A 13,658-nucleotide genomic window follows, 5' to 3' on the forward strand; every position below is an offset into this window, starting at 1 on the left:
ATGCTTCGTTCTCGGAGCGCCTCCCAAACGCACATAAAATCAGCCCGCTCAATGGGCCTTCTGAGTAAACAACAGAATTCTTTCGGATGTTTTCTAAAGTTTGTCGGATATTATGGCGCTTGATCGGAGGCTATAATTAGGTCAATGAATAGGTTTACAAAAACGAAAATAGCTAGATCAGGAGGCTTTTCATGAAAATCACGAGACATCCGGAAAATCCGATAGTTGTGCCAGGTTTGTTCGAATGGAGAAAAGTAACCGTATTCAATCCGGCCGTCATCATTGATAACGACAAGTTTTACATGATTGAACGTACGGCAGGCTCGCTGACTCCGTGCAAAAATTTTCTGGGTTTGCTGGAAAGTGAAGATGGCGTTCATTTTACGCATGTCAAGGATGAGCCGATCCTCACGCCGGATGAGCTGGGCTTTCCTTACGGCAGCGTGCAGGACCCGCGCATTGTTAAAATCGACGATACCTTCTATCTGAATTATGCGCTGCGTCCGTGTGCCATGAGCTATTACCCGACCGGAGCGGGAGTACCGGAAAGATCCATTCCTGAATATCCGGACGGCTGGGGCGAGGATCCCGGACATTGGCTGACCCGTTCCAGTATTGCGACTTCCAAAGACCTGATTCATTGGCAGTACCTTTGTGATACCACCGAGCTTGATATTAATGATCGTGACAATATTTTGTTCCCGGAAAAGATTAACGGCAGATACGCTCTGCTGCGCCGTCCGGAAGAGTACATCGGGGATGAATACGGCACGGAGAAGGCGGCCATGTGGATCACGTATTCGGACGATCTGATCCATTGGGACAAACCGAAGCTGCTGGCCAAAGCCGAAAACGAAAGCTGGGAATTCAAGAAAATTGGCGGCTCCACACCTCCGGTACGTACGGACAAGGGCTGGCTCGTGCTGTACCATGGCGTGGATGAAAATACAGTATACCGCGTCGGGGCGATGCTGCTTGATCTGGACAATCCCGAGATCATCATTGCCAGAACCCGCAACTTTATTATGGAGCCGGAAACCTATTACGAGAAATTCGGGTATCAAATCCCGAACGTCGTTTTCCCGACAGGCAATGTCGTTAAAGATGGACTTCTGTATATCTATTACGGTGTGACGGATACGGCCATCGCACTGGCAACCGTTCCGCTGGATGAATTGGTGGAGTACATTTTAAACGAGCCGCAGTAAAGCTAAAAGCTTGGGTGGTGGCGTGTGGCGGGGAAAACGGGTTGAGAATCGGCAGCAGCCTGCACGCCCGCCTTGAAATGGAATGCCGTCTATGAGCGGTATTTCTTTCAGGAAAGGTTGTAAGCGGTTACCATTGAATGGTAAATGTTAATTTTCATAACGCAATATTTGGATTCCCTATTTAAAATCTGCGACTAACATAAAGAATTTAGGATATAATTGATGTTTTGTGGTATAGGTTCAAAAAAATATAACATTTATAATTTGATTGTCAGCTTTTGATGATAGTAAATAGATCATAGTGTGTCAGATTTCAATCAAATTCAGAAACGGGGGCTGCCATATGAAATGGTTGAACAAAATGAAAACGACAGTGCTGATCAGTTCGGTTACGCTGCTGGCGCTTACAACCGTTGCATGCGGGAACAGTACGGACAATGGTGCGGCGCAGGATACGAAAAAAATCACGCTGACGATGATGCATCCGTGGACTTCGCCGAATGTGGACAATGAAGTGTACAAGCAGCGCATTGCCGCTTTTGAGAAAGAGCATCCGAATATCGTCATCGAGCAGGACGGTGTTCCGGCGGCGCAATATAAAACCAAGCTGCGGACGCTGGCCGCCGCCAACAACTTGGCGGATATCAATGTTGTGTGGCCGGGAGCCGATTTGCAGCCAATCGCCAGCGGTGGTCTGCTGGAGCCGATTGACTCGCAAATGGACGCCTGGAAAGACATTTTGCCTGCGGATGCTTTGGCCGGTTTTGCCCTTGATGGCAAGCAGTATGCGGTTCCGACCAAGCAAACCTTTGTTGATATTATTTACTACAACAAGGAAATGTTTGCAAGCGTGGGTTATGATCATTTTCCAGCGACGTACGATGAATTCATTGACGCAGTCAAAAAATTGAAAGCAGCCGGCATTACGCCGCTTTCTCTGGGCAATAAGGAAAAATGGCCGTTGCAGTCATCCTACCTGTCCGCGCTCACAGAGCGTTTTGTGGGCAGTGATTTCCTGAATAAAGTACTGAGCGGTGAAGCGAAGTTTACTGACCCGCAGTATGTGAAAGCCCTTGGTGTCATTGAAGAATTGACGAAGCTTGAGGCCTTCAATACAGATGCCAACAATATGGATTCCGTACAGGCGCAGGATTACTTTATTCAAGGGAAAGCCGCCATGCACGTATCCTCCTCCACGGTGGATGGCAGAATCCGCATTGAAAATAAGGAAGGTGACAAATTTGGCATTGCGCTCTTCCCAAGCATGCCGGGTGGAAGCGGTGATGCGGCCAAATCCGCAGGTGTCGTACAGTATGGAATTGCTGTGAAAAGCGGCCTGGACGAGCAGAAGAAGCAGGCAGTGTTTGAGTTTATGAAATATTTTGTAAATGAGGATCTGTACAAGGAACTGATCAGCAAAGGAGTTGTCGTGCCAGCCAAGGTGGACATTCCCACCGATGCCAGCAAATATTTGAAGGAAATGATCGAACTGACAGGCAACGGTACGTCTCCGGTATTCGACAGCGTGATCCCGACACAAGTGGTGGACGTGATGCAAAACGGTCTGCAGGCCTTGACGGTTGGCCGTACCACTCCGGAGGAGCTGGCCAAGGAAGTGCAGGAAGCCCTGGACAGAAAGCTGGAATAGCAAGTCATATGCTGTAAATCCAATGGTGTTACTGGTCCGTAGCCAGGAAGGAAACCCGTATAACCCGAATTCTCCTGGCAACGTGAGAATTCGTTAACGGGTTTTCTTTCTTAGAGCGGCGGAGGATGAAAGAAGCTACGAAAAAGGAGGGTGTTACAGTGCATACGTTAAAAGGAACGAAATTTGCCATTTTTATCGGGCTGTTGCCCGCACTTGTCATTTATATCGGCATAGCCCTCGTCCCGATTGGAATGTCGTTTTATTATGCCTTGATGGACTGGGATGGCATCAGTCCGATGACCTTTGTGGGTCTCGACAATTTTATTGAAATCTTTAAGGACGACATCTTTTGGACATCTGTTAAAAATAATTTGTTCATAATGCTGACAGGTGTTGTGGGGCAAATTCCGCTTGGTTTGCTGCTCGCGCTGCTGCTGAACGGGAAGTTGAAGGGAGCGGGGTTTTTCCGCACCGTCGGTTTTCTGCCTGTCGTCATTTCCTCCGTTATGGTATCGCTGATCTGGGGGATGATTTATAACACAGAATACGGGATGCTGAACAGTCTGCTCGGAGCGGTGGGCCTGGAAAGCTGGCAGCGGAACTGGCTCGGCGATACGTCCTGGTCGATGATCGCGATAAGCATCGCGTATATCTGGCAGAATTGTGGCTTGTACATGGTCATTTTCCTGGCGGCCCTGCAAAACATATCCGCCGAGGTCAATGAAGCGGCCGAGCTGGATGGGGCGACTGGACTCAAACGAACGTTCCTTATTACGATACCGATGATCCGCAGCACGATTTTTGTCGCTATTGTGTTCAGCATCAGCAATTCGTTCCGCGTCTTCGACCTGATTCAGATTATGACCGGTGGCGGACCGGCGCATGCTACGGAAGTGATGACCGTTTATATGTATAACAACGCGTTTATGAACATGCGTTTCGGTTACGGCAGCGCCGTATCCATTCTGATTCTGGTTTTCAGCCTGATTGTCATTAGTATTGTGAACCGTATCAGCAGAGAGAAAGACGCTTAAAGAAAGGGGGAACATCTGATGCAAAAAAAGTCGGGTCTGCTATCATTTTTGACATACGTGCTGCTCAGTGCGTTTGCCATCATTAATATTTTTCCACTCTTCTGGATGGTGGTCGATTCCTTCAAAACGGAACAGGAATATGCGCAAAATCCGTTTTCGCTGCCAACGGTGCTGCAGTTCTCCAACTACGCCAAGGCGTGGGAAGTCGCCAACATGAATGTCTATTTCCTGAACAGTGTGATTATAACGCTCGCATCCCTGGTGTTAACGGTGCTGTTGGGAGCGCTCGCTGCTTATTTTTTGTCCCGCTTTCAATTCAAGCTGCGGGGGATCACGTACGGTCTGTTCCTGCTGGGCATGATCGTGCCGATTCATGCGACACTGATTCCGATATTTATCATTATGCAGAAGCTGCACCTGCTTGACTCTATGATGTCGCTTATTTTACCGTATACGGCATTCCATTTGTCTTTGACGATCTTTATATTGGAAGGCTTTATGAAAGGTTTTCCCAAAGACCTGGAGGAATCCGGTGTCATGGACGGGGCCGGTGTGTTCCGCATCTTCTGGTCGATCATTCTCCCGATTACAAGGCCCGCGATGGCGACTGTCGTCATCCTCAATTTCATATATAATTGGAATGAATACTTGTTCGCGCTGGTATTGATCAACTCGTCCGAACTGAAGACGCTGCCGCTTGGCCTCGCCAATTTTGTCGGCATCGAAACCGCCAGTCTTACACTGCAAATGGCCGCATTGACCATTGCGCTCATTCCGATTCTTATCTTCTACCTGCTGCTGCAAAAACAGCTCGTTAACGGGATGACCGCCGGTTCTGTCAAGGGTTGATCACCCGTCCAGCCGGGCGCTCGGGGGGAGAAAAGTTATGGCGGCAAAACGCAGAAGCTTTGGTTTGACCAAAAAAGCGCTCGTGATCTTTCTGCTCTTCATCATTCTTCCGACCCTTGGCGTGGGCGTGATTGTGCAGTACCGGTTTACGCTGGTGCTGCACGATCAGTTCGTGCAGGCTACCAGAGTAAGTCTGGATACGGTAACCAATCAGCTTGAGGAGCAAATCAAAATGGTGGAGGATATCGCGGATTATTTAATATTGAACCCGGATATGCGGGATTTTTTGCGTATCCACTCTCCACTGAGCGGGGACCAGTTGGATAACCGCAAGCAAAACATTGAGGATTTCCTTACATTTCAACTGATGTCTAAAAATTATATTAAATCCATAACGATTTCCGGCCGTAACGGCAACTCTATCCAAATGGGGGAGCCGGTGCGGGGCAACGAACAACTCTGGCTGAAACAAGCGGATCTCCTCAAAGGAGGTATTGTGTGGAGTGAAGGTTACCCTATATACAGCGATTGGAGCGGCAATATCCGGCTGATTTCCCTGTTCCGTGTGCTCAATTCTTACACGGATATCAGCGTTCCGCTGGGTCATTTGGTGATCAGGCTGAATGAATCAAGTGTAGCCGGGCTGCTGGAAAGCGGCATTGTCAAGGAAAACGGCAGCGTGTTTGTGGTCGGTCCGCAGGGCGAGAACATTTTGCAGACCGGCAGCCTGCTTCCGGACGGATTCAGGCCGGAAGCTGAACTGCTGAGCAGGCTTAAAGCGGAGGAAGACGGTTTTTTCAGCTATAAGTTACAGCAAAGCAGCTATTTAACCTTTTACCATGAAATGAAAAATACGGACTGGACCGTTGTGGCCATGGTTCCCCAATCCGTGCTTGATAACGAGCTGCGTGGCGTCAAATGGACGATGAACCTTATTCTGTGCTCCATTCTGCTGCTGGGTCTCACGGCCCTGTTTGGTTTCCATTATACGATCATCCGCCCGATTTTGCGGCTGAAGAAGGAGACGAACCGGGTTAAGCTGGGCGATTTCAGCGCAAGGGTGCCCATTGAGTCGAATGATGAAATTGCAGAGTTAAACAGCCAGTTTAACGACATGGTCGTCACGATCAAGGAGCTGATTGAGCACAAATACAAGCTGGAGCTGCGCGAACGGGAGGCGGAGCTCAAGCTGCTGCAGAACCAGATGGACCCTCATTTTCTTTACAATACGCTCGATATGATCCGCTGGACGGCACGGCTGGAGAAAGCGGAGCAGTCGAGCCAGCTGATTGAAATGTTGTCCAAATTTTTTCGCTCCAGCCTGAACAGCGGGAGTTATGTGACCACGATCCTCCAGGAGCTTGAGTTTGTGCGTTCTTACCTGTATTTGCAGCAGCGCCGTCTGGGAAAAAAACTGGTCTATACGCTGTATACCGAAGCGACGATTGCCGGTACGGTTACGCTGAAGGCCACGATTCAGCCTTTGGTGGAAAATTTTCTGAAGCATGGGCTGGACCGCAAAAAAAGAGTGAATTCCATATCTGTCCGCTGTTATGTGGATGATGGCGAAATTTGGATGGATGTGCGGGACAATGGAAAAGGATTTCCTTCCGCACAGCTGGAGGCGTTGAACTTCTCGCTGCGTCATGGGAGTTCAGGTTCTGGCGGCAGGACGGGAGCGATCCACAATATTCACGAACGGTTGTCCATTCATTTTGGAGAGGGTTATGGCCTGGAACTGATGCAAACGGATGGGGAAGGGGCCTGGATCAGGCTGAAGATTCCATTTACCGGGAACGGAGGAGGGGTGGAGCATGAAGAACAGCCGCGAGGCATCGAAACAGACGATCCGGATGCTGATCGTTGATGATGAACCGGTAATCTGTCAGGGCCTGCGCTATACGATAGACTGGGGGCAATTGGGTATAGAAGTCGCTGGTGAAGCGTATGACGGAGAAGAGGCTCTGCAATTGACAGAGAAACATAAAATCGATTTGCTCCTGACCGATATCCGTATGGAGGGAATGGACGGTCTGGAACTGACCGCTCAGTTAAAGAGCCGCTATCCGCATGTGCGTGTCATCATGATCAGCGGTTACGAAGATTTTGCTTATGCCCGCCAGGCTGTACGGTTGAACGTGACCGATTATTTGCTCAAGCCGGTTGATATTGATGAACTGGTTACCGTTGTCCGCAAGGTCGTGGATGAAATAAGGAATGAAAAAGATGTGCAATCCGGCCAGGAGGATACGCAGCGTTTGTCGAATGATACACTGTGGTTATCCAATATGGTGCGAAACGTACCTTATTATGATAAAGAACTGCCGTCTCATCTGCAGGGCGAACAATACCGCATCATTGCGATGCAAATCGATCAGTTCTCCGTCTGGCGCACAGGACTGTCTGACCTGGAATATGCGGATGTCCAGCAGCAGTGGCTGCAATCCGTACGCCGCCGTCTTGAAAGGCATTCTTTGCGTAGCATTTCCATATTCGATCATATGAATCTGCTGTTTACGCTGGCGGTTGCGGACAAGGTACTGGAGTGCGAAGCATGGGAAAGGGCGCTTGCGGAGGCGGTGCGGCCTATGACAGGCGGTATCCGGCTATACTGCGCCGTTTCTCGCCCATATGAGAGGCTGGACGACACGGCTGAGCACTGCACGGAGGCCCGCCGGATTTTGGAGTATCACGTGCTGGATCAGGCGGCGGTCCTGTTGCCTGAATCGCGGGAGCGTGCCGAGAGCGAAAGAACCATGCTGGAGTATAACAGCGCCGACAGGGTGCAGCTATTGGTGGCAGCCCTATTCAAGCAGAACGCTGCAGATGTGAAGCGAATTGTGGGGGATATGTTTCTATTTTTCAAAGAGAGGGGCTTCCTCCTTAATGAGGTGGTTAAAGCCTGTGAGGAGGTTTCCATCCTGCTGCGCCAGCGGCTGCGCCAAAGCGGACTGACAGAGCTTGATCATGGAAGCGGGGAAACTGCCGATCCGTATGTGTATAATTCCTATGACGGCTTAGAGGCGCTGATGAATGAGGAAATGCTGCATCTGCTGCAGCTTATGAGCAAAAACGGGTTGGACAAGTCCTATTGGATTGTTGAAAAAGCCAAGAAATATATGGAGGAGCAGTACTGCAACGAACTTAAGGCGTTCGAGGTCGCGGCCTGGCTTAAAATTACACCAAGCTATTTTAGTTATATTTTTAAGCAGAGCACCAGTAAAAGCTTTACCGAGTACATGAATGAGCTGCGCATTGACCATGCGAAGCGTCTGCTCGCCACGACCCATGACAAAGTGTTTGAAATTGCCGACAAGGTGGGCTATAAGGAATACAAGTATTTTGTGTCCGTATTTAAATCGCATACGGGAATGACACCAAAGGAGTTTCGGGCACTGAACGTTAAACATTGACGGAGGGGATCAAGGCATGGAAAAGTATAAGGATAGCTCGCTTTCAGCGGAGGAAAGAACGGCAGATCTCCTGCCCAGGATGACGCTGCAGGAAAAGGTTGGACAGCTGAACCAGCGCATGTATGGCTGGGATGCTTACCGGCGCAATGAAACGGGATATGAACTGACAGACGAATTTAAGCGGGAAGTGGCTTTCGGCGGCGGGATGGGCGCACTTTACGGGCTGTTCCGCAGCGATCCCTGGTCGGGAGTCAACTATGCGAACGGCATACCAACGGTCGACAATGCGCAGGTGGCCAATGAAGTGCAGCGATATGTGATCGAGCATTCAAGGCTTGGTATTCCCGTTTTGCTGTCTGAAGAATGCCCTCATGGACATCAGGCGCTGGACGGAACTTTGTTGCCCGTGAATCTCGGCGCAGGCTCTACCTGGAACCCGTCGCTTCTTGAAAGCGCTTATGCCCAGGTTGCGGCGGAAATCCGCGCCAGGGGGGCGCATATCGGTCTGGTGTCGGCGCTTGATATCCTGCATGAACCGAGATGGGGCCGTTCCGAAGAGTGCTATGGGGAGGACCCTTATCTGGCGGCAGGAATGACTGAGGCTGTTGTCCGGGGCATGCAGGGGGCCAATGCCGCTGACCTGAAAGCGCCGGACAAGGTTGCTGTCGTGCTTAAACATTTGTGCGCACAGGGTGAAGCGCAAGGAGGACTGAACTCCGGTCCGACGGCGATTGGCGAGCGCGAGCTGCGCGAGATTCACCTGCCAGGCATGCTGGCAGGCGTCCGTGCGGGAGCTGCTGGCTGCATGGCGGCTTATAATGAAATCGACGGTATCCCCTGCCATGCCAACACCAGGCTGCTTACCGGCATTTTGCGCGATGAATGGGGATTTGACGGCATCGTCATGGCTGACGGAACGGCGATTGACCGTCTGCTTGCGCTGGCAGATTCCTATGAAGCCGCCGCTGCACTGGCGCTGTCCTCCGGTGTGGATTTAAGCCTGTGGGATCAAGCTTTTACCACGTTGCAGCAGGCGGTGGAGCAAGGGCTGATTCAGGAGGAGTACATAGACCGGGCGGTAGCCCGCGTGCTGTTGCTCAAGTTCAGACTGGGGCTGTTTGATCAGCCTTATGCGGACACTGCACGTGCTGCCGCTGTCGTAAAAAGCGATGCCGCGCAGGCAATCAATCTGCAGGTGGCGCGCGAGTCGGTCGTGCTGCTGCGCAATGATGGCGGGCTGCTGCCCTTGAACAACAGTGCCCGCCGCATCGCGGTCATCGGTCCGAATGCGGACAATCTGTATAATCAGCTTGGCGATTATACAAGCGTGCAGCGTAAAGGGACAGGCACGACCGTGCTGCAGGGAATCCGGATGGCGGCTCCCGCCGATACGGAGATCATGTATGCGCGCGGCTGCGGTATCCGCGACGAATCCACGGAGGGGCTGGAAGAGGCTGTGGAGGCGGCGCGAAACGCGGATGTCGCTGTGGTTGTTGTTGGCGGCAGCAGTGCCCGTCAGTTTGGCGGGGATTTTGACAATAACGGCGAAGCGATCATCTCTGAAGGAGCCGCATCAGAAATGGACTGCGGCGAAGGTGTTGATGTAGCGGATTTGAAGCTGGGTGGAATTCAGGAGCGCCTGGTGCAGGAAATCCAGGCAACCGGTACACCCGTTGTCGTCATCGTGATCCAGGGAAGGCCCCACGAGCTGACGGCGATTGATGAACATTGCGGCGCGCTGCTGTGCGCCTGGTATCCGGGGACAGAGGGCGGACAGGCGATCGGGGAGATTTTGTTCGGCAAGGTAAATCCGAGCGGCAAGCTGTCCGTTTCGCTGCCGCGTGCTGTGGGTCAGCTGCCTGTCTATTACAATCAGAAAAAACCGAGCCGGATCAGACATTACGCCGACTTAAGCTCCCTGCCTTTATATCCGTTCGGATATGGCTTGAGCTATACAGCTTTCAGCTACACCGGTCTGCGTGCGCAGTCTGCCTCTATGGCTGTTTCGGAGCTGCGGCAGGGGCAAGCTTTCGAGATCAGCGTTGAGGTTGAGAACACCGGGGAAACGGCCGGAGCCGAGACGGCCCAGTTATATATTCAAGCCAGCGGATCAGGCATCACACGCCGCAGGCTTGAGCTGAAGGCGTTTGAGAAAGTATGGCTTGCGCCGGGGGAAACGAAAACGGTCACCTTCCTGCTGGATGAGGAGAAGCTGTCGATCTGGAACCGGAACATGGAATTTTCGCTGGAGCCGTGCCGGCTTAACGTCATGGTTGGCACGAATTCCGCAGCTGCAGAGGAACTGGAGCTTGAGCTCGCGGTGACTGCGGATTAAGACCCCTAAAAGATCGCTAAGCTCTCTTCGAACCTCCACCACCGCTTTGCGGGCGGGTGTGGAGGTTCTTTTGTGTTATGTCTGGTTTCAAGCTTACAATTTTGTCATCTGGTTGTTAATTTCCTGACGGCACTTTGAGGTAAAATTAGGATAATTGTGCGCTATCGGGAGCTGATTTTCTCATGATGAAACATCCCCTTTTGCAGAAACAACATCAAAACGCCGACACCGAAGCAGAGCGGAGAAAAGCCTTTATTACCAGAATGAACATTTTTTTCTTCAGTTCATTCCTGCTTTTTACGATTTTAATTGTCAGATTGGCTGTCCTGCAGTTCGTTGAAGGAGAAGAGCTCAGGGAAGAGGAGACCGGTACGACTGCACGCAATGTACCGCTGTCCCCGGTCAGGGGAACAATCTATGATGCGACAGGTCAAAACCGGCTGGCTTATTCCACCCCTGTGCAATCGCTGTATCTGACTCTTCAGAAGGATTACAGCAAAACCATGGAGGCCAAGCGCGCCGAGGAGGACCGGATTCTTCCGGAACTGGAGGCGCTTAGCCGGGAGCTTGAGAAAGTATTTGCAGACAACGGGGACAACGATGCCGAGAAGTTGACGGCGGAAGAAATCATGAACAGAATGGACCGAAATTATGTAACACACCGCGGATTTACACCGCGCAGGATCAAAATGGGGTTAAGCAGTGGCGAGATCGCCTACTTTCTTCAGAACAAAGACCGCTACCCCGGCATCGACATCGTGGAGGAGGGAGTGCGTCATTATGATCCGGATACGGTGGCAGTTCAAGCTGTAGGTTATATCCGAAAGTACAAGAACGCACGCACAAGCCTGGAGGATAAATATGGGGCCATTCATGAAAAAACGGATTCCCAGAACAATCCGGGCAGGGTGTACCAGGAAGAGGAAACGGTGGGTTACGACGGGCTGGAGCTGCAGTATCAGGATGAGCTGCGCGGCAAAAACGGCTACAAAACCGTGACCATTAACCCCCGCAATCTGCCGGATGGGGTTGAATCGGTTACACCGCCTGAAAAGGGCCACAATATTTACTCCACTATTCATAAAGAGATACAGCTGAAGACGGAACAGGCCATTCTGGATCAGCTGAAATATTTGCAGACCTATGCCGTATCCGGCAAGGTTCACAGGGATGCGGTGACAGGATATGCGGTCGCCATGGAAGTAGAGACTGGGAACGTGGTGGCGATGGCGAGCATGCCGGATTATGACACGAATGTATGGCAGACCGGCGGGGTTTCTCCAAGCGTGTTTGACAAAATAGGGCCTATGTACATGAACGGCACCATTTGGCCCGTGAAATCGGATCGACCAGGCTCGCATCCGGAATCGGTGCTGCTGCTCGGTTCCACCATCAAGCCATTATCTGTGCTGATTGGACTGGAGGAAGGGCTGTTTACTACGGGGGACACTTACTATGACAACGGCTCCGCTTATTACGGCCGGAACAACTCTTCCCGTGTGGGCAACTCGGGCGGGCATGCCTACGGCCCGATGCGGCCGGCAAGGGCTATTGAGGTGTCTTCCAATACGTTCATGGTTGATATGGTCGGCAAAAAGCTGCACAGCAAGTATGGTTCCGAAGCCATTACGGTCTGGGATCAATATATGAAGCAGTTCGGGTTGGGCGTATCCACAGGCGTGGATCTTCCGGGCGAATACCTCGGGAGGCTTGAATACACAAATGAGACTGAGAGCGTGCTGACACGCATGGTGCAGGGCTCATTCGGCCAGCAAGGAAAATATACTACACTTCAGTTGGCACAATATGCCGCCACTGTTGCCAACAAGGGGAAGCGGATGCAGCCGCATCTCGTAAGTGAAATCAAGGATGCCCATGGCAATGTGGTGCGAACCATCAAGCCCAAGGTTTTGAATGAGGTGGATTTCCCTGATGCTTACTGGGATGAGGTCATTCGCGGCATGAATACCAGAACGGCGGCTTTCAACGGTTTTCCATATGATTTTGCCCGCAAGACAGGAACCTCCGAGCAGTGGGTGCCGGGAAAAGGGATGGTGGACAACGGTGTGTTTATTGCCTTTGCTCCCCGCCATAATCCCAAGCTGGCGGTAGCGGTTGTCATTCCTGAAGGGGGCTTTGGCGCGACAAGCGCCGCACCTGTCGCGCGTAAAATATTCGAGGTGTACGATGAGGTATACGGTCTCGACGGCGTGCCCAAGAAGACAGACAAGGGCGGGCAAAATGAACAGCAGCAGCCTTGATCCGGCATGATCATTAGAGAGCTTCCTCCCTTTCGTGTGCAAAGGCGGGAAGCTTTTTCTTTTGAGCTTCTTTTCTTTTGTGGTAAAATGTCGTTGGGCTGCAAAGCCTAACCTGGAGAGATAAAGATACATAACTGGACATACAGGAGGAGAGGGACCATGGGGAAATACAAGCTGCTTGCGCTCGATATGGATGGCACACTTCTTAATGATGACCATGAAATTTCACTGGAAACGACCAAATGGATTCATAAAGCGTCACAGGAGGGCATTCATGTCTGCCTGTCGACGGGAAGAGCGGCATCCAGCGCCCTGCCCTACGGGCAGGAGCTGGGGCTGAAAACGCCGATGGTCACGGTAAACGGCAGTGAGGTGTGGAAATCTCCCCGCGAGCTGTGGCGCCGCCACCTGCTGGATAAGGAGATGATCCGCCAGATGAAGGAAATTGCGGATGAGGCGGACAGCTGGTTTTGGGCCTATACCACCGAGGGATTGTTCAATACAGAGAGATGGCCCGCTTCGCTGGAAGGATTCGAATGGCTTAAATTCGGGTATAACACGGAAAATGATGAGCTCAGGCATGAAATTCTCATCAAGCTGCAAAATCTGGGCGGGCTTGAGATTACCAACTCCTCCCCCACCAATCTGGAAATCAATCCGCAAGGCATCTCGAAGGAGAGCGGTGTTAAGGAAGTATGCGGTCTGCTCGGCATTACGATGGAGGAGGTCGTCGCGGTCGGAGACAGTCTGAACGATCTGGCCGTCATCCAGGCGGTTGGCCTCGGAGTAGCGATGGGCAATGCCCAGCAAACGGTTAAAGAAGCCGCGGATCTGGTCGTGGCCAGCAATAATGAAGACGGTATAGTAGAAGTCATTCGTGACCATATTCTCGTCTGATTCGCTGGTCGTG

At 51.5% G+C, this 13,658-nt stretch carries 9 protein-coding genes; all 9 read left to right on the forward strand.

Going from position 1 to position 13,658, the window contains the following annotated elements; genetic code table 11:
• Window positions 1–191: 191 nt before the first annotated feature.
• The 9 genes from ACE41H_RS10150 to ACE41H_RS10190 all read left to right on the forward strand — a co-directional run bounded on the left by ACE41H_RS10150 (window position 192) and on the right by ACE41H_RS10190 (window position 13,645).
• Window positions 192–1,208, forward strand: coding sequence for a glycoside hydrolase family 130 protein (locus ACE41H_RS10150; protein WP_375355112.1), 1,017 nt, complete (start codon window positions 192–194; stop codon window positions 1,206–1,208).
• 343 nt (window positions 1,209–1,551) lie between these two features.
• Window positions 1,552–2,856, forward strand: a complete 1,305-nt coding sequence (locus ACE41H_RS10155) for an extracellular solute-binding protein (RefSeq protein ID WP_375355113.1) — start codon at window positions 1,552–1,554, stop codon at window positions 2,854–2,856.
• Between the two features lie 158 nt (window positions 2,857–3,014).
• Window positions 3,015–3,890: a carbohydrate ABC transporter permease gene (locus ACE41H_RS10160; RefSeq protein ID WP_375355114.1), complete on the forward strand. Its 876-nt coding sequence runs from the start codon at window positions 3,015–3,017 to the stop codon at window positions 3,888–3,890.
• An 18-nt stretch (window positions 3,891–3,908) separates the two neighbouring features.
• Window positions 3,909–4,739, forward strand: a complete 831-nt coding sequence (locus ACE41H_RS10165) for a carbohydrate ABC transporter permease (protein ID WP_375355115.1) — start codon at window positions 3,909–3,911, stop codon at window positions 4,737–4,739.
• Window positions 4,740–4,776: 37 nt separating this feature from the next.
• Window positions 4,777–6,606: a sensor histidine kinase gene (locus ACE41H_RS10170; RefSeq protein ID WP_375355116.1), complete on the forward strand. Its 1,830-nt coding sequence runs from the start codon at window positions 4,777–4,779 to the stop codon at window positions 6,604–6,606.
• Window positions 6,554–8,152, forward strand: coding sequence for a response regulator (locus tag ACE41H_RS10175; protein WP_375355117.1), 1,599 nt, complete (start codon window positions 6,554–6,556; stop codon window positions 8,150–8,152). The genes ACE41H_RS10170 and ACE41H_RS10175 overlap by 53 nt, the downstream gene beginning before the upstream one ends.
• A 16-nt stretch (window positions 8,153–8,168) precedes the next feature.
• Entirely contained in the window at window positions 8,169–10,487 is a 2,319-nt protein-coding gene (locus ACE41H_RS10180; protein ID WP_375355118.1) for a glycoside hydrolase family 3 N-terminal domain-containing protein, read from the forward strand.
• Between the two features lie 182 nt (window positions 10,488–10,669).
• Window positions 10,670–12,748, forward strand: a complete 2,079-nt coding sequence (locus tag ACE41H_RS10185) for a peptidoglycan D,D-transpeptidase FtsI family protein (protein ID WP_375355119.1) — start codon at window positions 10,670–10,672, stop codon at window positions 12,746–12,748.
• 159 nt (window positions 12,749–12,907) lie between these two features.
• Entirely contained in the window at window positions 12,908–13,645 is a 738-nt protein-coding gene (locus ACE41H_RS10190) for a Cof-type HAD-IIB family hydrolase (RefSeq protein ID WP_375355120.1), read from the forward strand.
• Window positions 13,646–13,658: the final 13 nt, after the last annotated feature.

The sequence above is a fragment of the Paenibacillus enshidis genome, from assembly GCF_042136365.1.
GTDB classification, from domain to species: domain Bacteria; phylum Bacillota; class Bacilli; order Paenibacillales; family Paenibacillaceae; genus Paenibacillus; species Paenibacillus enshidis.

Coding starts and splice junctions, on each gene's coding strand:
- ACE41H_RS10150 (WP_375355112.1), top strand. CDS start 192: ATGAAAATCACGAGACATCCGGAAAATCCGATAGTTGTGCCAGGTTTG.
- ACE41H_RS10155 (WP_375355113.1), top strand. CDS start 1,552: ATGAAATGGTTGAACAAAATGAAAACGACAGTGCTGATCAGTTCGGTT.
- ACE41H_RS10165 (WP_375355115.1), top strand. CDS start 3,909: ATGCAAAAAAAGTCGGGTCTGCTATCATTTTTGACATACGTGCTGCTC.
- ACE41H_RS10170 (WP_375355116.1), top strand. CDS start 4,777: ATGGCGGCAAAACGCAGAAGCTTTGGTTTGACCAAAAAAGCGCTCGTG.
- ACE41H_RS10175 (WP_375355117.1), top strand. CDS start 6,554: ATGAAGAACAGCCGCGAGGCATCGAAACAGACGATCCGGATGCTGATC.
- ACE41H_RS10180 (WP_375355118.1), top strand. CDS start 8,169: ATGGAAAAGTATAAGGATAGCTCGCTTTCAGCGGAGGAAAGAACGGCA.
- ACE41H_RS10185 (WP_375355119.1), top strand. CDS start 10,670: ATGATGAAACATCCCCTTTTGCAGAAACAACATCAAAACGCCGACACC.
- ACE41H_RS10190 (WP_375355120.1), top strand. CDS start 12,908: ATGGGGAAATACAAGCTGCTTGCGCTCGATATGGATGGCACACTTCTT.